This is a genomic window from Actinoplanes sp. CA-142083 (genome assembly GCF_050942195.1).
Lineage (GTDB): Bacteria > Actinomycetota > Actinomycetes > Mycobacteriales > Micromonosporaceae > Actinoplanes.
In genome coordinates this window covers 6,168,791-6,190,447 of sequence record NZ_CP192076.1, presented here as the reverse complement: position 1 = coordinate 6,190,447, position 21,657 = coordinate 6,168,791, and the positions used below count along the sequence as shown (strand labels likewise).

Genomic DNA, 21,657 nt, shown 5'->3' with positions numbered 1-21,657 from the left:
CTTGCCGCCGGCCGGCATCGACGCCTGAGTATGCATACCCGTCGCCCGGACACGTCTACCTCAGCTCGAGGCCCACGTCCATCGGCGCGATGTCTTCCAATCTGATGTCCTCCGGCTCCGGTGGCGGCGTCCACAGATTCAGGTCGCCGGCCGACCACGCCCGGAGCACTTCTCCGGATTCGGACGAATAAAGGGCGCTGTCCTCGGCGATGTCCGTCGTCCGGCCGAGCCTCCGGGCGATGACAGGTGCGAGGGAACGAAGATTGCCCCACCAGTCCAGATCGTCGAACATAGCCGACTCCACCGCGTTGACTTCCTCAGCCGAATAGGACCGGGCACCGTAGAGCCGGAAACCCTCCACCGCCAACGCCAGGATGAGTCCGCAATCGGACAGCTGCTCGGGCGTCAGCGCGAGGGCGGCCCGGTCCAGCCTTGACCTGTCGGTCATCAACGACATCATGCTGTACGACACCGGCTCGATGTCCCGGGATCCGAACGGGATCTTACCGCGGATGTAGTCCGCGCAAAGCGACGTGATTACGGCGAAGGACATGACGTCCACCAAGAACCGGGATGACGTTCCCGCCCTCAGCAGCCGGACCGCCACCGTTGCCGGTCCGTAGAAGTACTGGCTCTTGCCGAAATGCGCGACGGTCACGTCCTGCAGCGTGTTATCCATGCCGATGGAGTCGCAGAGCAGCGGCACGCTGAGCCGGCCGTCGTAGAAGAGCTTGATCGCCGGCCAGTGCCACCTCTGCCGATTGGCAACCAAGAGGTCGAGGATCGTTGTCGCGAGTGCTTGGACGTGCTCCGATTCGTCGGGTTCCGGCGGTCCTTCGAGGGGCCGGTCGCCGATGAGCATCACGGCGGCGCCGCACAGGTCTTCGACGGCATCGTGATCAGCGCCGTCCGTGCTCAGGATCTCGGTGATCCTCTCCATGACCGACGAGATCAGCAGTGGTTGGATCTCGGTCGCGGCGAACTCAAGGCGCCGGATGAGCTCCGACCGCATCGTACGGTCGAGCTCCACGTCGCTGAACCGGTCGACCACGAGGCGCGCGACCTGACGGGTGACCGCCGGCGACGAAATCAGGAATTCCAGGGATCGCGCGACGAAGCTGATGAGATTCGCGCGGCCGTGCAGATCTCGGTCGAGGAATGAGCCGTCGATCTCGACAAGGGATCGGAGCACGGCGTCCGGACCGCCCTGGAGCGGTTTCGCCTTGATCTGCAGGGCGAGCTGACACACCACGTCCCACTCGCCGCGAATGATCCGCGGCACGAGCTCGGCAAGCAGCGCCTCGATGCTCTCGGACGTCCGAGCCAAATGGGCGGCGGTGAAGTATTCGAGAAAGGTGCGGTGGGTGAACTGGAAAAGGGACTCGCCGCCCGGGTTCAGGCCCACATCGGTGAAGACCCATGCGCGGCCCTTGCAGAAGGCGATGAACTGTTTCGCGGCATGCTCCGCCTTGGCCCGGCTCTCGTACTGCCACTCTTGCAGGTAGCGCGATGCCTCGTCCACCAGCGCCTGCTCGCGCACGCCCGACTCCAGCTCAGGGTCACCATAGATCATGTGCGCCAGATGCATGAGGCAGGGCTCGACGTGCGCCTCGAACTCGAACGACGCGAGCAGCCCGCGGTGCCTGTCCCACCGATCGAAAAGCATGGTGGCGCACTTCTGGTAGATGTCGGGCCGGTTGCGCGGGATGTAGGACTCGGTTCGATAGATGTTGCACATAAGTGCCAGCAGCAGTGGGTTCTCCCGGATGTCGCCGACCCGGTCGGACTCACGGAGGAAGTTCCAGATCAGATTCAACCGACGGTGCTGTGCAAGTTCGTCGTCCAGGGAGAACCATTTCTCGACGTATTCCTTCACCCGCAAGTAGTCGAACCCACCCAGGGCGAAGGACTCGAAGACGTCGGGCGACAAAGGCGCCTCCATGTACCCGACGCGCCGTGAGGTGACGAGGACCGGGACGCTGGGATATGCGATCGCGAACGCCTCGATCGCCTCCGACACGGTTCTCCGGAAGGAGGACTCCAGCAGTTCGTCGAGCCCGTCGAAAATGACGCGCAACCGCCCCACCGCGAGCAGCCACCGCACGGCCTCCGGCGAAAGCTCGACCTGATAGGAGGCCCTCAGATGCTCGGAGATGTACTCCGCGATGCCGATGCTGCGAGACCGCAGAAAGGAACCGAAGTCACGAAGCGTTACGATGATCGGCACAACACGATGGGCGCCCCGGCGCGGTCCGTCATCCTCGGACAGGGCATCGTGGACCAGCTTCAAGGTCAGCGTGGTCTTCCCGCCGCCCGGATCGCCCAGGACGACGGCTCTGCTCTTGAGCGACAGGCGCGACAGGTCGAGGGACGGCGCGTCGGAGTCGGGCCGGCTCGGCACGAATCGCGGGCTCACGTAGATGCGGTCGATGGGAACGGTGGGCGATCCGTCGAAGCTGGGCGGCTGAACCCGGCCGGTGCGCACCTTGGCGATACGGCAATAGGTCTCGAGTTTGTCGTTGATGTCGTCCAGGTCGAGGCTCGGTGGCGCGGACAGCTCCTTCACCTGAGCCTCGATGGATTGCAGATACAGCTCGATCGCGATCTCGGAGGCCCGGGCGGCCGAGGACTTCTCCATCGGAGCCTTCGGTTCGATGGGCCCGGCGACTCGGGTGACGGCGCCGATCAGGACCCTTGCGAGCGCAGCCTCATCGCGCTTGGAGAGGGTGACGTAGGTGCTGAGGCCGGCATGGAGCTCACGCCGCAGCGGGCCGTCGGCCGTCAATGGCCGGCCGGAGATGTGAAACGCGAGAGCGTGTTCCACGAAGGTCACGCACTCGGCCGAGCCGAGATAGGCCTCGATGCCGGTTGACTGCCCTTCCGGCAGGACCTGCGTGAACTGGACCTCCAGCCACGCCGTCATCTCCGCGAGCACCGCCCGCCCAGGAATCTTCGGCTCGCCCTTGACGTACTTCCAGACCGCCGGAAGCGCTTGTTTGACGGCCACCGACGCTATCGGGGCCATGACTTTCGCCGCCGCCGTGGCCATGACTGGCTCTGCCATCTCCGACCCTCTCCCGTGTCGGCCGGTTCGTCGGTCTCCGTGAACAGGGTATGACGGGTCGGAGCGGACGCGTCTGCGCCCGAGAATGACACGCGGTCAGGGGACCGGATACACCTTCACCCAGTCGACGTCCATCGTCACGGTGGCGGGGGTCGACGCGGTCCGGCACGGGATGAAGTCGTCGCAACCCTGGTCGAGCTGGAGCGCCAAGTGCATCACCGACTCGGTGGGCAGGCCGGTCTCGATCTGGCCCGGCGTCACGCTGAAGTACTTCTTGCCGTCGAGGTAGTACGTGACGCGGTCCGGCCGCCAGTCGACCGCGACGGTGTGGAACTTGGTGAAGTCGGCCTTGGTGTCGGTGCCGACCTTGTGGTTGTCCTTGCCGTGGTGCAGGAAGCTGCCGAACGACGCGCGCGCCGGGTTGGTGATCTCGGCGAGGTCGATCTCGCCGGCGGCCGGCCAGTCGGCGTTCTCCTTGGGCCACAGCAGCACAACGCCCGCGTACCCGGCGCCCGCCTGCACCCGGAACCGGACCTCCCAGCGCCCGTACTTCTGGTCGCGCAGCAGCATCACGCCGCCGCCGACGTCCTTGCCCACCCGGCCGTTGACGCCGCCCCGGAGGTGCAGCATGCCGCCCGACACCGACACCTGGTCGCCGCTGCGGGGCGGCGTCCCGTCGGGTGTGTCGTACTTGCCCCATTCGTCGGACAGGGGTCCGTCGAAATTCTCAACAAAACCCGGCGACTTGCTCTTGCTGCCGCCGCTTGCGGCGAGTGGTTTTTTCGACACATACGCGGCGGGGCCGCGCTCTTGCACGCCCGACGCCGCCGCCGAGGGAGAACTACTGGGAGTAACCGTCGGAGCGACCGATTCGCCGGGTCGGGCGGTCCCGCACGCGGCCGCGGCCGCCGCCAGGATCAAGCCGATGCCGGCCGCGACGACGCGACGGATCGGAGCAGCACGCAGGTCAGGCACGGGCAGAAAGTCTTCCGCAAGCCGGCGACCGCCGGGACGGTGAAACGGCCGACCCTTCTGACTCTCCGGCCAGGACTGTCACTTTGAGTGGAAGGAGCCCCGCCCGCAGGAGGCGGACGGGGCTACGAGTGGGCGCTTGCCCACTCAGAGTGGGCAAGCGCCGACTTCAGGGTCAGGCCGACGGCGCCGGCGTGGACGTGTCGGGGAACGCCGGCACCGCGGGGATGCCGGGCGCCGGGTGGGTGCCGGGAGCCTCGCCGCGGGCCACCGCGCCGGGGGCCGTGGCACGGTCGACGCCGGCGGCCGCGTACGCGTCGTCCTCGTCGAGGGTCTCGCTCTGCAGCAGGTTGTGGGCCAGCGAGTTCAGCTGGGCCCGGTGCCCGCGCAGCAGTTCGAGAGCCTCGGCGTAGCACTCCTCCACGATCTTGCGGACCTCGGCGTCGATCAGCTCCTTGGTCGCGGGGGCGACACCGTCGAGGCCGAGCGGCGACTCCTGCCCGGGCGGCGGCAGGACCGTCACCGGGCCGATCGCGTCGGACATGCCCCAGCGGCCGACCATCTGGCGGGCGATGTTGCTGACCTGGTCGAGGTCGCTCTCGGCGCCGGTGGTCATGTCGCCGTACACGACCTCCTCGGCGGCCCGGCCGCCCAGCGCGCCGATGATGCGGCCGCGCAGGTATTTCGCCGAGTAGCCGTAGCGGTCGGTCGACGGGCTCTGGAAGGTGACGCCGAGCGCCTGGCCGCGCGGGATGATCGAGATCTTGCGGACCGGGTCGGCGCCGGGAGTGAGCATGCCGAGCAGGGCGTGCCCGGACTCGTGGAACGCGGTGCGCTCGCGCTCGTCCTGGGTGAGCATGATGCCGCGGACCGTGCCCAGGGTGATCTTTTCCAGCGAGTCGGTGAAGTCGGCCATCTGCACCTGGGTGTGCTCGCGCCGGGCGGCCAGCAGGGCCGCCTCGTTCACCAGGTTCTTCAGGTCGGCGCCGACCATGCCGGGGGTGGTCGAGGCCAGCGCGTCGAGGTCGACGCCGGGCGCGACCGGCACGCCGCGGGTGTGCACGGCGAGGATCGCGCGGCGGCCCTTCTGGTCGGGCGGGCTCACCGTGACGCGGCGGTCGAAGCGGCCGGGCCGCAGCAGCGCCTGGTCGAGGATCTCCGCGCGGTTGGTCGCGGCGATCACGACCACGCCCTCGCTGCCGTTGAAGCCGTCCATCTCGGTGAGGATCTGGTTGAGCGTCTGGTCGCGCTCGTCGTTGCCGCCGAACGACTGGGCGCCGCCGCGGGCCCGGCCGATCGCGTCGAGCTCGTCGATGAAGATGATCGACGGGGCGACCTTCTTGGCCTGCTCGAACAGATCCCGTACGCGGGAGGCGCCGACGCCGACGATCGCCTCGATGAACTCGGACGCCGCGATCGAGAAGAACGGCACCTGGGCCTCGCCGGCCACGGCGCGGGCCAGCAGCGTCTTGCCGGTGCCGGGCGGGCCGGACAGCAGCACGCCGTGCGGGATCTGCGCGCCGAGCTTGCGGTACTTCTCCGGCTCGCGGAGGAAGTCGACGATCTCGGTGACCTCCTGCTCGACCTCCTCGATGCCGGCCACGTCGGCGAAGGTCGTGCGCGGCCCGCCCTCGGGCTGGTAGAGCTTGGCGCGGGAGCGGCCGAACCCGCCCAGCGCCCCACCGGCGCCGCCGAGACCCGCCGCCGCCCGCCGGCTGATCCAGATGAACAGGCCGACCAGCAGGATCGTCGGGCCGAAGCCGACCAGGATCTGCTGCCAGATCGGCGCGGGCGCGTCCGGCGGATTCGCGTTCACCGGGACCTTGTTGGTCTGCAGCTGCGCGAAGAGATTGTCGTCGGCGAAGGAGGGGCGCTGGGTGGTGAAGCGCTCGACCTCCTCGGCCTTGGTCTCGCCGGAGGGCGTGTAGGACACCTGCTTGGTGAACTGGCCCTCGATGGTGTCGGCGGTCGAGGTGATCTCGGCGACGTTGGCCGCCTGCACCTGGGTGAGGAAGAACGTGTACGACACCGAGGTGCGCTCGGGCGGCGCCAGCAGCACCGAGGAGATGACCCAGTTGATCGCGAGCAGCACCAGCAGCATCCACCCGAAGCGGAACCAGGCGGGGCGCTGCTTGGGCGGCTGCGGGTCCTGCCCGTGGCCGGGCGGGGCGCCCTCGACCCGCCAGGGGTGCGGGCGGGTGTTCTGAGCTGGTGGTTTCGGCGCATCGGCGGGCATGAGCGCTAAGGTACCGCGCCCGTGTGTCAAGAAAACGCCCTCGTGACGCGCATGACTGAATTGAACTCACGAACTCCGGGCGACCCCACCACCAGGGGCCGCCCGGAGTCCGGTCCGGGGGTTGTTACCCGTTCAGCGAGCAGGTTCGCAGACCCTCCGCGTTGAGGTTGGGCTTGGCGGCGTTGCGGCCGATCGCCGTCTCGATGCGGTTGATGGTCGAGAAGCGCTTGTCGGCCAGCGGGCCGAGGATCGCGTTCTGGATGAAGTTGGGTCCACCCTGGCCGACGGTGGCGGCCAGCCGCTTGTTGGCCTCGGCGATCTGGGTGTTGAGCAGGTCGAGGTTGCGCTGCACCTCGGCCTGGGCCTGGGCCGGGATCGCCACGTTGATGGTCAGGTCGGGGCAGGCGACGGTCGGGGCCGGGCCGGTGCCGGCGGCGTTCTGGCCGGCCTCGCGGACGGTGACGCTGGTGCCCTGCTGGGCGGAGGCGGCGCCGTCGGCGTTGAGCGAGCACTTCGACAGGCCCTCGGCGTTCAGGTCCGGCTTGGGCGCGCGGCGGCCGATCGCGGTCTCGATCCGGTTGATGGCCGCGAAGCGCTTGTCGGCCAGCGGGCCGAGGATCGCGTTCTGGATGAAGTTGGCGCCGCCCTGGCCGACGGTGTTGACCAGGCGGGTGTTGGCCTCGGAGATCTGCGTGTTCAGCAGCTGCAGGTTGCGCACGACCTCGGCCTGGGCCTCGGCGGGCACCGCGACGTTGACGCTGACCTGCGGGCAGTTGACGGTCGGCACGCCGGCCGCCGCGTCGCCGCCGCCGGTGGCGCCGTCACCCGCGGCGTCGCCGCCGCCGTTGTCCGCCGGCGGCACGGCCGTCGGCTGGGCCGCCGACGCGCCGCCGCCCTGGTTGAGCGTGCAGGTCTTGAGGCCTTCGGCGTTGAGGTCGGGCTTGGCGGCGTTGCGGCCGATCGCGGTCTCGATCCGGTTGATGGCCGCGAACCGCTTGTCGGCCAGCGGGCCGAGGATGGCGTTCTGGACGAAGTTGGGACCGCCCTGGCCGACCGTGGTCTTCAGCCGGTTGTTGGCCTCGTTGATCTGGGTGTTCAGCTGCTGGAGGTTGCTCTGCACCTCGGCCTGGGCCTGCGCCGGCACGGCCACGTTGATCGCGACGGCGGGACAGTTGATCGTGGGAACGGCCTCGTCGGCGGAGGCGACACCGAGACCGACGCCCACGATGGCGACCGCGACCCCGGCGACGGCACCGATCTGCCAGCGGCGCACGTTCGTGCGGGATTTTGTGAACCGGGACCTGGAGTACATTGGAACCTGCGCTCTCCGAGAGGGGCCGAAATTCGCGTTCGGCTGGGATTACGGGAGCGCTCCCACGGGCAGATCAACGCTTAAGGAAGACTTAATCCGCGCTGGTCAGCCGCCCGGCACGGCTGTTCTATGACGCGGCGAGCCTCGCGCTCGCGTCCAACGATGATGAGTCGCCGTTCGCGCCGAACAGCAGCTCATCAAGATTCGCCGCGCGCCGCAGCGCTCGGGGCGGCGGGGCGTGCGGCGCGGTGGAGGGCGCAGGCCGCGGCGCGGTCGCGCGGCGTGGGGCGTCGCACGGCATGGGGCGGTCGCGCGCGTGGGGCGGTCGCGCGCGTGGGGCGGTCGCGCGCGTGGGGCGGTCGCGCGCGTGGGGCGGTCGCGCGGCGTGGGGCGGTCGCGCGGCGTGGGGTTGCGACGCGCGGGATCGGTTAATCGTCGGGGTCGGTCACGGATGGCGGGGCGCCGAAGATGCCCGTCGAGGCGGCGGCGCCGAAGGGCGTGTCGGTGGTGATTGAGCGGCCGACATGCCGGTACGGCGGGTTCCAGCCGCGTGACGGCAAGCGGTCGAAGGCGGGCGCCGGGTCGGACACGGCGCGCTGGATCGCGGCGAGCAGGCGGCCCGCCTCCTCGGCCTGGTTGGTGTACCAGGCCGTGGACCAGACGCGGTGCAAGTGCCAGCCGAGCTCGCGCAGCTCCTGCTCGCGCAGGCGGTCGCGGTCGCGGGCCGATGACACCGCGCGGTAGCCGGGGCCGTCGAGCTCGATGCCGAGCGCGTACACCTCGTCGGGGTGGTCGGGGTGCAGCACGCCGATGTCGATCCAGTGGCCGGCGGCGCCGACGCGGCGGCGGGCGGCGAAGTTCCAGCCCTGGATGGTCTCCAGCACCGACTCCTCGAAGGCCGTCATGTCCGAGGCGTCGGAGACGTCCTTGCCGAGCGTGGCCGCGTCCCGCTCGGCGTACTCGAGGAAGGCCTTCAGGTGCCGGATGCTCTCGTTGCCCATGTCCTGCACGTCGGTGGCGTGGATCGACGAGACCACCTCGATGCGCCGGCGGGCACGCGTGATCGCGACGTTGAGGCGGCGCCAGCCGCGGGCGCGGTTGAGCACGCCGAAGTTGGTGCTGATCTTGTCGTGCTCGTCGTAGCCGTAGCCGACGGACAGGATGATCACGTCGCGGACGTCGCCCTGGACGGCCTCGAGGCTCTTCACGAAGAAGCCGTCGAGCCGGTCCGATTCGTCGAGCGAGAGCTCGGGATGCTCCGCGAGCATGTCTTCCACCGCCGCCGAGATCGCCTCGGCCTGCGCCACCGACAGGGTCACCACGCCCAGCGACTTGCCGGGCCGGTGGGTGACGTGGTGCAGCACCCGCTCCGCGACCGCGGCCGCCTCGATCGGATTGTCCGAGGTGGTCATCCGGTGGTAGATGCCGTCGACGTGGTAGAGCTGCACGCCGTGGTCGGGCTCCCGGGCGTACGCGCGCGGCAACGAAACCAGCCGCCCGTTGTAGTACGCAAGATTCGCGAAAGCGAACAGCGCCTCGTGCCGGCTGCGGTGATGCCAGCCGAGCTCCATGACCGGGAAAGTTTCGCAGGCGAGGTCGTAGATCGACGGGAAGTCGATCACGTCGTCCTCGATCTTGTCGTAGAAGGTGGTCGGCGGCAGCTGCTGCGCGTCCCCGACGGTGATCAGCGCGTCGCCGCGGTAGACGCAGTTGATCGCGTCGGCGGTGGTGACCTGCGACGCCTCGTCGATGATCACCACGTCGAACTCGATCTCCGGCGGCAGCAGGCGGCTCACCGCCAGCGGTGACATCAGCAGGCAGGGCTTGAGCGCCTGCACCGCGTGCCGGGCCTGGGCGATGAGATCGCGTACGGCCAGATGCCCGGTCCTCTTGCTGCCCTCCCGCCGGATGAGCGCGGGTTCGCCGGTCGTGGCCGCCGAGGGCCGCCGGGCCTCGACGGCGTAGACGATGTCGGCCAGCGCCGCCGCGTTCAGCTCGTTGTCGAGCAGCTTGAACACCTCGATCAGGTGCACCCGGTCCTCGGCGGCGAGGGGCTCGAGGCCGTGGTCGGTGCGCAGGATCTGGTCGGCCCAGCCCCGGTACAGCGCACGTTCGAGCACGGGCCAGATGCCCTCGGCGGGGATCTCCTGATCGGCGCAGAACTCGAGCGCCTCGCCCAGGGCGTACGAAAGAATCGTGTCCTTGGCGTCTTGATGGACGAACCATTCCTGCTGTCCCGCGGAGTCGTGCAACAGCTCCACCAGCAGATCGCGGGCCGTGTCGTAGTCGCCCAGGTGCGTGGTCAGCTCGATCCGCCGGGCCGGGGCGAACGCGCTCAGCACCTGCTCGCGGGCGTGCTCCCAGCCGGCCACCGCGGCGGCCAGCCCGTCGCTCGGCTCGGCCTCGGCGAGCGCGTGCGCCTGCTCGGGGGTGAGCTGCTGGTCGTGCCCGGTGTGCAGGCGGCGGGCCTCGGCGGTCCAGGCGACGATCTCGTTCATCAGGTCGTCGTTGGTCTTGGTGCCGCGGTAGATCGACCCCAGGACGGCGGCATGCGGTCCCGCGGCGGCCCAGATCGCGGCCTCGGCGTCCACGGCCGCCTGGCGCTGCTGGGCGATCTCGACCGCCTCGGCCAGGGTCAGGTCGCCGCGGCCGGTCGGACCGCCGTACGCCCGCAGCATCTCGGCGGCCGCCCGCAGCGGCGCGATGTGCGACCGCAGCCAGGTGACCGCGTCCTGGATCGCGCCCTCGCCGAGCTCGGGCCGCGGCGCACGGGCCGGTGGCTCGCGCAGCGTGGTGCGGAACCGGTCGAACTCGTCGCGAGCTTCGCCGACGATGCGCAGCAGCGCGCTGTTGGGCCGGGGCGCGGTCACGTGCACGACGACCGCGGCGAGCGCCTCGGCCGGCGTCTCCCGGATCACCTCGTCGGCGGTGTGCAGCGCCTCCTGGACGGCGGCGAAGTCGGTGTCCATGCCGTCCCAGTGCCGGCCGAGGATGCCGGCGTGCTCCTCGGCGAGCTCCTCCAGCTCGTCGAGGGCGGCCTTCCACGCCGCCGCGTCCTCGACGTTGGCGACCGCCTCCTCGGGCGTGACCTCGGGCAGCGCCGCCTCGATCGCGGTCTTCTTGGCCTTGCGGGTGGAGCGCAGCAGCTTGCGCGGACCGCGCCGGTTGGTGAGCCGCTCGGCCATCTCCTCGATCGGCTCCTGCAGCACGCCCTCGTCGAAGTGGCGGCGGGCCTGCTCCTCGGCGGCGTTGACGGCGTCGACGCCCTTGCGCAGCGCCCGGACGGCGGCGTGCGCGGCGGCGATCCCGCCCTCGGCGAACCAGGCCGCCTCGGGCTTGGTGTCGCGGCCGATCAGGCCGGTGATCGTGATGACCCGGGCCGAGTCGGGGAAGCTGACCACGTGCGGCAGGCCGAGCCGGGCGGTGACCCGGTCGAGGCTCTCCTGCCGGGTCTCGAGCCGGTCAGCCTCCTCGGCGAACTTGTTGGCCAGATGCTCGGCCTGCGCGGCGTTGAGCGGCTTCAGGTCGATCGGATCGGGACGCAGATGCGTCAGGTCCGGGACGCCGGCGAGGTCGGCCGCGGACGGCAGGTCGGCCCACGGGATGCCGCCGTAGCGCAGCGCGGCCAGGTGCCGGGTCAGGTCGGCGGCGGCCTGCTGGACCGGCTGCAGGCTGGACGCGGTCAGCCACTCCTCGACGATCTTGCCGGGCTTGTGGGTGGCGTGCGCGGCGAGGGCCGCCAGCGCGCTCGCCCCGGCCGGCTCGTGCAGGTCGAAGGCGTCGGCCAGGGTGGAGTTGGCGATCACCATCTCGGCGAGCTTGCCGAGCGCCTTGAGGGCCTGCTTGAGCGGGATCTCCATGGGCTCGCGCTCGACCGCGTCCCGCCACAGGTAGCTCTCGCTGCGCAGCCGTCCCAGCCGCCCGACCGCGTCGCGGATCTGGTCGAGGCCCTCCGCGGTCAGTTCCGACGGGATCTCGCCCGGCACCGGCGCCGCCGGCACGTGTTGCAGCCGCGCACAGATGCCGATCACCTCGTGCAGGCTTCGCCCGAGCGGTTGCCTGATGCAATTCACTGCTTCCGCGTACGCCGAGAGGCGTTCCCGCCGTTCCCGGACCGCTCGCCGGTCGATCGGGTCCATGGTCGCGAGCGGGGACGGGTCGGTGTCCAGCGCCTCGGTGAGCGCCGTCGCCACCTCGGGCCGGCCGGTCAGGTCGCTGTGCAGCGGCAGCAGGTAGTTGCCCAGCCCCACCTCGGTGAGCCGCCGGTGCACGGTCTCCAGCGCCGCCGCCTTCTCCGAGACGACCAGCACCCGCTTGCCCGCGTGCAGCAGGCAGCCGACCATGTTCGCGATCGTCTGCGACTTGCCGGTGCCGGGCGGGCCGTCGAGCACGAAGCTGCGCCCGGCCACCGCGGCGGCGACCGCGGCGCGCTGGGTGGAGTCGGCGTCGAGCAGCAGCGGGATGTCCTCGGCCGGGGCGATCTCGTCGATCCGGGCCGGGTCGGGCGGGTCGAAGTTGAACTCCTGGGCCGCGTCGCGGGTCGCGAGGGCCCGCACGAGCGGGTGCTCGACGATGTGCGGCTCGCTCTCCACCAGGTCGGCGTGGATCGACTCGCGGTGCACGCCGAAGCTCGACAGCACCACGGTCTCGTCGGCGTACCAGCCGGGCCGCTCGCCGATCGCCACGTCGATGTGCGCCCAGAGCACTGTCACGTCGAGGTCGGCGAGCGCGCTCACCTCGGGCAGCTCGATGTCGAGGGGGCTCATCCGCAACGCCAGGGCCGGGTTCACGATCGGGTCGTCGTGCCGCGCGCGCAACACCGGCCCGGCCGGGTCGATCTCGACCGGGACCAGCAAGATCGGGCTCTGGTACGGGGTGTTGCGGTCGTCGGTCCAGTGCAGCATCCCGATCGCCAGGTACAGGGAGCACACCCCGCGGTCGAGCATCTCCTGCCGCGACCGGCGGTAGAAGCGGTGCAGCAGGGCGCCCAGCTCCTCCTCGGGCAGCTCGGTGCGAAGAAGGTCCTGCTCGTCCCCGCCGGGGAAACCGAACGCGCCGTCCTCCTGCAGAACCTTGAGCAGCGTCTTGGGGGAGGGCCCGGTGATCGGGACGGCGTCCGACGGGGTGCGGCCGAAGTTGAGCAGCCGGTTGGCGTCGGTGAGGTCGACGAGGCCCTCGCGCCACGTTTCGAGCGCAGCCCTGACCTCGCCGTCGGGCTGCTCGCTCAGTTCCGCTGCATGATCCGGCCGCATGCCTCAATTGCAGCAAGACATACGGCCGTTATGTGGCGGTTTGCTGGTATCAAGGAACCGGGACGGGCTCCGGCGTCTCGCGCTCCAGCGCGGCGCCCTCGACGTCCAGCTCCGGGAGCTTGCGCAGCCAGCGCGGCAGCCACCAGGCGGCCCGGCCCATCAGCGCGATCGCAGCCGGGATGGCGATCATGCGGACCACCAGGGCGTCGAAGAGGATGCCGATGGCCAGCGCGAACGCGATCGGCTTGATCGTGTCGTTGCCCTGCGGCACGAAGCCGGCGAACACGGAGAACATGATCGTGGCGGCCGCGACGACCACCGGAGCCGCCTGCCGGAAGCCGGTGACCACCGCGTCGCGTGGGGTCGCGCCGTGCGCGTGGGACTCGTGCATCCGCGACACCAGGAACACCATGTAGTCCATGGCCAGGCCGAACAGGATGCCGACGATGATGATCGGCGACAGGCTCAGCAGCGGGCCGGTGACCTTCGCGTTGACCACCTCCTGCAGCCAGCCCCACTGGAAGACCGCGACGGTGGCGCCGAACGCCGCGCCGATCGTGAGCAGGAAGCCGAGCACGCCGGCCACCGGCACCAGGATCGAGCGGAACACCAGCACCAGCAGCACGAACGCGAGGCCGACGACGAGCGCCAGGTAGATCGGCAGGGCGTCGCTGAGCTTCTGCGACACGTCGATGCTGATCGCGGTCTGGCCGGTGACATAGACCTTGGCGTCCGGGCCGTCCGAGACCTTTTCCCGTACGGCGTGCACGAGGTCGACGGTGTCCGGGCTGTCCGGTCCGCTCGCCGGGATCACGGTGATCAGGGCGGCGCTGCCGTTCTGGTCCGGACGGGGTGCGGTCGCCACCGCCACGCCGGGCAGGGTGCTGATCTGTTCCCGTACGGAATTGGCGTAGGAAGCGGAACCGGATCCGTCGACCAGGACCAGCAGCGGCCCGGCGAAGCCCGGGCCGAACCGCTCGGAGATGATCGCGTCGGCCTTGGCCTGGGTGCTGCCGGGGACCTCCTGCTGGATCAGCGAGGTCTGCATCTTGGTGACCGGGATGGCGATGATGCCGAGGGCCGCGACGGCGACGATCAGGCTGATCCAGCGGCGCTTGGTGACCAGGTTGGCCCAGCCCTTGAAGAAGCCGCGGCCGTCATTGGCTTTTTGTGGTGCGGTGCGGAGTTTGCGGGGAAGCGCCTTCAGACCGATGATGCCGAGCACGGCCGGGACCAGGGTGATCGCGACGAGGACGGCGATGACGATGGTGGCGGCGGCAGCCAGGCCCATCTCGGTGAGGAACGGGATGCCGGCGACGCTCAGGCCGGCCAGCGCGATCACGACGGTGAGGCCCGCGGTCACCACTGCCGAGCCGGCCGTGCCGACGGCCATCGCGGCGGCCTCGGGGACCGGCAGGCCGCGCAGCAGCTCCTGCCGGAAGCGGGTGAAGATGAACAGCGCGTAGTCGATGCCGACCGCGAGGCCCAGCATCACCGCCAGGATCGACGTGGTCGACTGCAGCTCGACGAAGCCGGAGAGCGTCACGATGCCGAGCGCGCCGATGCCGACGCCGACGATTGCGGTCAGCAGGTTCATCCCGGCGGCGACCAGCGAGCGGTAGGTCAGCGCCAGCACCAGCAGGGCCACCACGACGCCGAGGCCCTCGGCCGGGCCGCCCACGTCGGCGCCGGACTCCTTGGACGCGTCGCCGCGCACCTCGACGGTGAGACCGCCGGCGCGGGCCTGGTCGACCGCGGCGACCAGCGCCTCGCGCTCCTCGGCGGTGATCTCCGAGGCCTGCACGCCGTAGCTGACCGTGCTGTACGCCGCGCTCTGGTCGCGGGAGACCACCGGCGCCTTCGGGTCGAGCGGGTTGGTGGCGGCCACCACGCCGGGCAGTTTCGCCAGCTTGCCGACGAGCAGGGCGACCTGGTTGACGTTGGTCGGGTCGGTGATCTTGCTGCCGCCCGGTGCGACCATCACCACCTGGGCGGTCGCGCCGGCCGAGGCGTCGCCGAAGCGCTGCTTGAGCAGGTCGAGCGCGATCGTCGACTCCTGCCCGGGGATCGAGAAGGTGTTGACGGTCGTCCCGGACAGGGTGGCCGCGCCGACGCCGACCGCGATCAGCGCCACCAGCCAGGTGACGGTGACCATGATCTTGTGACGTACGGCGGCCAGGCCGAGGCGATGCAGCAGCGTTGCCATGTCGGGGGTCCTCTTTTTCCGGCGTGCTTTTCTCGGGGCGTCAGTGGTGGCCGAGCGCGTCGTAACTGACCTCGACGATGCCGTCGAGCGTGACCTTTTCCTGGAGGGCGACCGCGGTCACGGCGAGCGCTCCCAGGGCGCCGACGATCCGGAGCATCCGGGGCGGGTCGATCTCGGTGACGCATTGCGGGTCGGTGATGCCGAAGGCCGCGAACACCACCGCGCCGACCTGCTGGAGCATGTCGCTCTCGGGGGCGCTCATCAGGGCGCTGAGCAGCAGCGCGACCGCGCCCGGGCGTTGGATCGCGAGCTGGGCCACGCCGGTGATCACCACCCGGTCCCGCTCGGGGCCGACCGGCAGGCCGTCGGCCTCGGCGGCGATCGCGCGCATCTCGGCGATCGCCCGGTCGACCACCGCCTGCTGGAGGGCTTCCTTGGTCGGGTAGCGGTGCAGCAGGCCGGTCTTGGAGTAGCCCACCGCGTCGGCGACCCGCTGGATCGACGTCTCCTTGAACCCGTGGCGCGCGAAGAGGGTGGCGGCCGTCTCGAGGATCTCGTCCTCGATCTCCTGCTTGGTCGGGCGCGGCATGCGGACCACGGTAGTCGGATAGGGACCGATTCGGTCGGGAACCGACCGTGGTGGTCCTCACATGTTTTTCGGGGAAAGCCCCTGAGTCGCCGTCAGGGTCCGCTGGGTTTGTGCGGCTACTTGTCCGTTTTATGCATCGCTTCTGTCGCCGCCTCGACACTTCCGCGGCTCCGGGTCCGACGGGGGTTCAGCCCGGATGTTCCCAGCTCGCGCCCTGTCTAACTTCAGCTTCGACACAGAAATCTGGATTTCGACGGGCAGGGGGACCCCATCATGGGGAAGCGGCCGGTGACGGTACGCATGGCGCGGTGGAGCGCCGAGCATCCATGGCGCGCGATCGCGCTCTGGGTGGTTTTCGTGGCGGTGTGCTTCGTGGGGGGCAACGCCGCCGGCACGGTCGAGGCGACCGCGCAGGACGACGCGATCGGCGAGTCCGGCGAGGCGTACGTCATGATCGAGAACGGCAAGTTCGCCGACGAACCGGCGGTGGACAACGTCCTGATCACTTCTCTTTCCGGCAAGCTTGATCTTGACAAGGCCGGCGCCGCCGCCAAGGACGCGGCCGCCAAGCTGGGCGCCGTGACCGGCGTGGCCTCGGTCGGCGAGCCGATCCCGGCCCGCGACGGCTCGGCGCTGCTGGTGCCGATCACCATGGCCGGCGACCCGGACACCGCCTCCGACCGGGTCGAGCCGCTGCGCGCGGCCACCGCGTCGGTGCAGGCGGCCCACCCCGACCTGCGTATCGAACAGGTCGGCGGCCCCTCGATCAACAAGGCGCTCGACGACACCCTCGGCAAGGACTTCCAGAAGGCCGAGATCCTCAGCCTCCCGGTCACCCTGGCCATCCTGATCATCGCGTTCGGCGCGCTGATCGCAGCCGGCATCCCGGTGCTGCTCGCCCTCATGTCGGTGGCCGCCGCCATGGGGCTGTCCACGCTCGCCTCGCACCTGGTGCCGATGGGCGACGCGACCTCCAGCGTGATCCTGCTGATCGGCCTGGCCGTCGGCGTCGACTACTCGCTGTTCTACGTGCGGCGCGAACGCGAGGAACGCGCCCGCGGCAAGGGCCACGTCGACGCGGTGGAGATCGCCGCCGAGACCTCCGGGCACGCGGTCGTCGTCTCCGGGACCGCCGTGATCATCGCGATGGCCGGGCTGTTCCTGGCCGGCGACTCGACGTTCTCCTCACTGGCCACCGGCTCGATCCTGGTCGTCGCGGTCGCCGTGATCGGCTCGCTGACCGTGCTGCCCGCGATCCTGGCCAAGCTCGGCCGCTGGGTCGACCGGCCCCGCGTGCCGTTCCTGTGGCGCCTGACCGCCCGCCGCTCCGGCTCGGGCGAGCCGGGCCGCGCCTGGCGCAAGATTTTGTCGCCGGCGCTCAAGAAGCCCGGGATCACGCTCGTGGTCAGCGTTCTCGCGCTGCTGGCGCTGGCCGGACCGGCCATCGGCATGAAGCTCCGGTTCCCCGGGATCGAGGACCTGCCCCGCACCACGCCGGCGATGCAGGCTTACGACCGGCTGACCGCCGCGTACCCGAGCAATGGGACCAACCACGTCGTGGCCGTCACCGCGCCGGCTTCGCGCGCCGGCGAGGTCAAGGAGGCGCTCGCCGGGCTGGCCCGCAGCACCGAGGGCAACCGGCTCTTCGCGCCGCTGGAGACCACCGGGCCCGACATCGACCAGTCCGCCTCGAAGACCGTGACCGTGCTCAACCTGGCCACGCCCTTCGCGACCCGCAGCGACGAGGCGGTTGACTCCCTCCACGAGCTGCGGCTTCGGTTGGTGCCGGCGGCGCTCGACGGCATCCCCGGCGTGAAGTACGCGGTCGCCGGTGGCGTCGCGGAGAACGAGGACTACGCCGCGCACATCTGGAAGACGCTGCCGGTCGTGGCCGGCTTCGTCCTGATCCTGACGTTCCTGGTGATGGCCTGGACCTTCCGGTCGGTCGTGGTCGCGCTGACCTCGATCGGGCTGAACCTGCTCTCGGCGGCCGCCGCATATGGCCTGCTGGTGCTGGTCTTCCAGAACACCTGGGCCGAAGGGCTGCTCGGCTTCACCTCGACCGGCGCGATCGTCACCTGGCTGCCGCTGTTCCTGTTCGTGGTGCTGTTCGGCCTGTCGATGGACTACCACGTCTTCGTCGTCAGCCGGATCCGCGAGGCGGTCGGGCGCGGGGTGCCCACCCGCGAGGCGGTCGCCGACGGCATCGTGGGCTCGGCCGGGGTGGTGTCCAGCGCCGCCATCGTGATGGTCGCGGTCTTCTCGATCTTCGCGACGCTCAGCACGATCGACATGAAGCAGCTGGGCGTCGGCCTGGCGGCGGCGATCCTGCTGGACGCGACGATCATCCGGGCCGTCGTGCTGCCGTCGCTGATGACGCTGCTGGGGCCGGCCAACTGGTGGGCGCCGCGGTTCATGCGGCCGCGCGGCCGGCACGCCGCGGCCTCGCTGCCCGAGGAGAAGGAGCGCGAGCTGGTCGCGACTCACTGACCTTTATCCCGTACGCCGGTGGGCCGCTCCTCGCGGCCCACCGGCTCTTCCTTTTTACGGCGCGGTCCAGCCGGTGGGGACGTGACCGATCCGGACCCGCTGCGGGTGGTCACCGACCGCCACCGTGGCAACTTTCTGCCCGGTGGCGAAACTGATCGCGGAAACCCGGTCGGCGCCCGACTCGGAGATCACACAGTCGAGGCCGTCGCCGCTCACCGTCGCCCAGTACGGCTTGCTGGCCGTCACGAGGGGGCCAGGGTTCAGCGTCGCCCGGTCGACCACCGTCACGTAGTCGTCCATCGTCCCGGCGACGCAGATCTTCCCGCCGTCCGGGCTCATCGACAGGCCGTGGTGCCGGGAGTCGTTCACCCAGGTCGTACGGTCGGGGCTGGTGGCCGGGTTGAGCGGCAGCTCCTTCACCCGGGTGATCTTGTCGGTGGCGACGTCGTACTCGACGACGCCCGCGAAGAACGAAACCTGGAAGTAAAGTTTCGACTCGTCCGGCGTGAGCACCGCCGGCCGGACCGCGTCGGAGAGATCCTTGCGGCCGAAGGCGTCGAGCCGGGGCCGCATGTCGATGGTCTTCACCACGCGGTACGTGGTCGCGTCGGCGATCGTGATGTGCCGGTCGCCCTTGGTCCAATCCTGCGACGGGTCATCGAGCGAGGTGTTGACCTCGCCGATCGACATGTTCCAGAGGTAGCGGCCGTCGCGCGTGAAGATGTTCTCGTGCGGCTTGTCGCCGGCCGCGAACGAGCCCAGCTGCCGGCCGGTGACGATGTCCAGCACGTGCACGGTGTTCGAGGTCGACGCCGACACGGCAACTTTCGTGCCGTCCGGCGAAACCGCCATGTGGTCGGCGCGGTAGCCGGACACCGGGAAGCGCCAGCGGACCGCGCCGGTGGCCAGGTCGATCGACACGACGTCGGCGAAACTGGGCCGCGACGCGACCAGCGCGTCACCGGCCGGCGTCGTGTACATGTCGTCGACCAGTTGGTCGTGGCCCTCGCCCGGACCCTGCTGGATGCCGAGGTAGTAGGCCAGCTTGATGGGGTTGAGGTAGATCTCGAGGAGCCGCTGGGTCTTGTCGGGCACGACGTTGATCCGCCCGATCTTGGCGAAGTCGCCGCGGGAGTGGATGACGTCGACCGTGCCTTCCCAGTTGTTGCCGACGAACATGACCTCCTGCAGGGTCGTCGGGGCTTTGGCCGCCGTTAGCGGGACGACGGCCAGCAGCATGCAGAGAACGCTCCGAATTCGTCCCATGTGTACGGTTCCCTTACCCGGGTAGAGGCTGTTACTTTTCGGTAACACAATGGGAACAAGCCAACGATCGACGTCGATAGAGGGCGACCCCCAATGCCGCTGCGTCTCCTTGTCACCGGCCCACAACCGGAGGGTCCATGCTGACCGGCACCGTCGCCGCCCTCGTCCAGGACATGTCGCAGGACGAGCAGCTGGTCGACGACGTGGTGGCGTCGGCGCGGGCCCAGTTCCCCGAGGTGGCCCGGCTGCCGTGGGCGGAGAGCCGGCGGCACGTGGCGGCGCTGCTCGCGGCCGGTTTCGCGGCGTTCGCGCGGGCCGCGGCCGAGGGGGATTTCGCGTCGGATCTCGACTTCAGCGAGGCCCGGCGGTTCGGTGAGGAGCGGGCCGCCCTCGGCGTGCCGGTGGCCGGGCTGATGGCCGGCGTGCACGGCGGGCGGTCGCGGCTGCTGGAGATCGCGATCAACCGGGGGCGGGAGTCGGGGATCCCCTACGACGAGCTGCTCCAGGCGCTGCTGAAGCTGGACCGGTACGGCACCGAGCTCGAGCGGCACGTCATCGACGGATACCGGGCGGCCGAGCGGCAGCTGAACCGCGACGACCGGACGGCGCGGATCCGGGTCCTCCGGCGGCTGTTGCTCGACGACGACGGCGCGCCGGCGGCCCCCGAGGAGGATCCGGCGCGGTTCGGGTTGCACCCGAGCGGGACGTACCACTGTGTGGTTTCCGATGTTGCCGATCCGGCCCGGGTGCGCGCCTTGGAAGAGGCGTTCAGCCGGTGCGGTGGCGTGCTCGCACCGGTGGGCGGGCGGCTGAGCGGGCTCACGCCGCGGGTCCCGGCCGGGCGGGCGCTGGATCCGGCCGTACTCGTCGTGATCACTCCGCCGGTGACGTTGGACCAGGCCCAGAGCGCGTACAAACTGTGCCGGACGGCGCTGCACGCGGCCCGGGGCCGGGAGTCGACCGGCATCTGCGACGTGGTCGAGCTGGCGGGGGAGACGGCGCTCGCGGCGCAGCCGATGCTGGCTACTTTTTTGAGCGGCAACCTTCTCGGGGCCTTGGCGCCGTCGGACGACTTCCATCGCGAGCTCGTGGCGACGGCGCTCGCCTATCTCGACCACGGGCAGCGGCTCGACCTGACCGCGGGCGCGCTGCACCTGCATCCCAACACGGTGCGTTATCGGTTGCGGCGGCTTCAGGATCTGACTGGGTTCGGGACTCCCGCCGAAGGGCTGCCGGTGCTGGAGACCGTTCGGTGGTGGTGGGCTCTACGGGCGTGGTCGCGCTCCTGACCAGGTCGGAAGCCAGACGTCCCTTGCCCGACTTTTCCGCTTATTTAGATATTCGCGGAGCTGCTTGAGTGCCGGATGGGGGTTGTCGGCTCGCTATAGTATCGACATCGGGTAGACCGGTGACGGGCTGCGGACCGGGATGAGGCGCAGGTCGTAGCTGTCGGGCCAGAGGTAGCGCGAGTTTCCGCCCTTCAGGGTGGCCAGGTCGGAGGAGTCGGCGATCTCGGCGAGCAGCGCCTCGTAGCCGAAGACCGGGCCGAGCACGTCGATGGTCAGGCCGAACGCCGCCGACAGCTCCTCGTAGTAGGCGGCCCACTCGGTGCCGGCCGCCATGCCCGGCATCCAGATGCGCAGCCCCGCAAGCTCGTGCGGCGTGATCTCCCGGGCGTCGGCGAGCGGGTGGCGCGGCCCGATCAGCAGCTCGTGCGGCTCGTCGATCACGTGCGCGGACCTGATCCCGGCCGGCGTGGGTTGCGGGACGGCGTGGAAAGTTGCGTCGATCGTGCCCGCCTCGACGGCCTGGATGGCGCCGTGCACGTCGGCGTTGAGGGTGATGACGTCCAGCTCGATCTGCGGGTGTGCCCGGTAGAAGTCCTGGAGCAGCACCGCCGGCGCGATCCTCCGGCTGTGCACGTCGACCCGCAGCGGCCGCCGTCCCGGGCGCACCGAGGCGTCGGCTTTTTCGGCGACCCGCAACAACTCCCGGGCGTGCGGCAGGAACGCCTGGCCGTCGATGGTGAGCTGGGCGCCGCGGGGCGTGCGGGTGAACAGCCTGACCTCGAGGTCGCGCTCCAGAGCCGCGATCCGCTTGGAAACCGCCTGCTGGGTGAGGTGCAGCGTCGCCGCCGCCTCCTGGAACTGCCCCGCGTCCGCCACCGCCACGAACGTGCGCACCGCCTCCAGATCCACGCCCGGGACGCTACCCCCACAACATTTGGTTGTGACGCGCCGCCCACGCTGTTGTTTGATCGCGGCGCCGCT

The 21,657-nt window shown here is 70.2% G+C and carries 11 protein-coding genes; 2 read left to right on the top strand and 9 right to left on the bottom strand.

The window, feature by feature from the left end; genetic code table 11:
- Positions 1 to 55: 55 nt before the first annotated feature.
- From ACQPZX_RS28415 to ACQPZX_RS28385, 7 genes are all read right to left on the bottom strand, one after another.
- Positions 56 to 3,064, bottom strand: a complete 3,009-nt coding sequence (locus ACQPZX_RS28415) for an NACHT domain-containing protein (RefSeq protein ID WP_433361401.1) — start codon at positions 3,062 to 3,064, stop codon at positions 56 to 58.
- A 96-nt stretch (positions 3,065 to 3,160) separates the two neighbouring features.
- Entirely contained in the window at positions 3,161 to 4,039 is an 879-nt protein-coding gene (locus ACQPZX_RS28410) for a glycoside hydrolase family 16 protein (protein WP_433361398.1), read from the bottom strand.
- Positions 4,040 to 4,211: 172 nt separating this feature from the next.
- A complete protein-coding gene (gene ftsH, locus ACQPZX_RS28405; protein ID WP_433361395.1) occupies positions 4,212 to 6,272 on the bottom strand; it encodes an ATP-dependent zinc metalloprotease FtsH in 2,061 nt (686 codons plus the stop codon).
- 124 nt (positions 6,273 to 6,396) lie between these two features.
- The gene (locus ACQPZX_RS28400; protein WP_433361392.1) at positions 6,397 to 7,584 is read right to left on the bottom strand and encodes a hypothetical protein; all 1,188 of its coding nucleotides are present in this window, start codon (positions 7,582 to 7,584) and stop codon (positions 6,397 to 6,399) included.
- Between the two features lie 428 nt (positions 7,585 to 8,012).
- Positions 8,013 to 12,836 carry a DUF4011 domain-containing protein gene (locus ACQPZX_RS28395; protein WP_433361389.1) on the bottom strand — a complete coding sequence of 1,608 codons (4,824 nt, stop codon included), beginning with the start codon at positions 12,834 to 12,836 and terminating at the stop codon, positions 8,013 to 8,015.
- A 49-nt stretch (positions 12,837 to 12,885) separates the two neighbouring features.
- A complete protein-coding gene (locus tag ACQPZX_RS28390; RefSeq protein ID WP_433361386.1) occupies positions 12,886 to 15,042 on the bottom strand; it encodes an MMPL family transporter in 2,157 nt (718 codons plus the stop codon).
- A gap of 40 nt (positions 15,043 to 15,082) precedes the next feature.
- The gene (locus ACQPZX_RS28385) at positions 15,083 to 15,631 is read right to left on the bottom strand and encodes a TetR/AcrR family transcriptional regulator (RefSeq protein ID WP_433361383.1); all 549 of its coding nucleotides are present in this window, start codon (positions 15,629 to 15,631) and stop codon (positions 15,083 to 15,085) included.
- Between the two features lie 273 nt (positions 15,632 to 15,904).
- Here ACQPZX_RS28385 and ACQPZX_RS28380 point away from each other — a divergent pair, with 273 nt between their 5' ends.
- Positions 15,905 to 18,121: an MMPL family transporter gene (locus ACQPZX_RS28380; RefSeq protein ID WP_433361380.1), complete on the top strand. Its 2,217-nt coding sequence runs from the start codon at positions 15,905 to 15,907 to the stop codon at positions 18,119 to 18,121.
- Positions 18,122 to 18,175: 54 nt separating this feature from the next.
- On the opposite strand, the gene ACQPZX_RS28375 is transcribed toward ACQPZX_RS28380, so the two are convergent.
- Positions 18,176 to 19,387, bottom strand: coding sequence for a YncE family protein (locus ACQPZX_RS28375; RefSeq protein WP_433361377.1), 1,212 nt, complete (start codon positions 19,385 to 19,387; stop codon positions 18,176 to 18,178).
- A gap of 137 nt (positions 19,388 to 19,524) precedes the next feature.
- Between ACQPZX_RS28375 and ACQPZX_RS28370 the strand changes: the two genes are divergently transcribed.
- Positions 19,525 to 20,676, top strand: coding sequence for a PucR family transcriptional regulator (locus ACQPZX_RS28370; protein WP_433361374.1), 1,152 nt, complete (start codon positions 19,525 to 19,527; stop codon positions 20,674 to 20,676).
- Between the two features lie 93 nt (positions 20,677 to 20,769).
- On the opposite strand, the gene ACQPZX_RS28365 is transcribed toward ACQPZX_RS28370, so the two are convergent.
- Positions 20,770 to 21,585, bottom strand: a complete 816-nt coding sequence (locus tag ACQPZX_RS28365; protein ID WP_433361371.1) for a LysR family transcriptional regulator — start codon at positions 21,583 to 21,585, stop codon at positions 20,770 to 20,772.
- Positions 21,586 to 21,657: the final 72 nt, after the last annotated feature.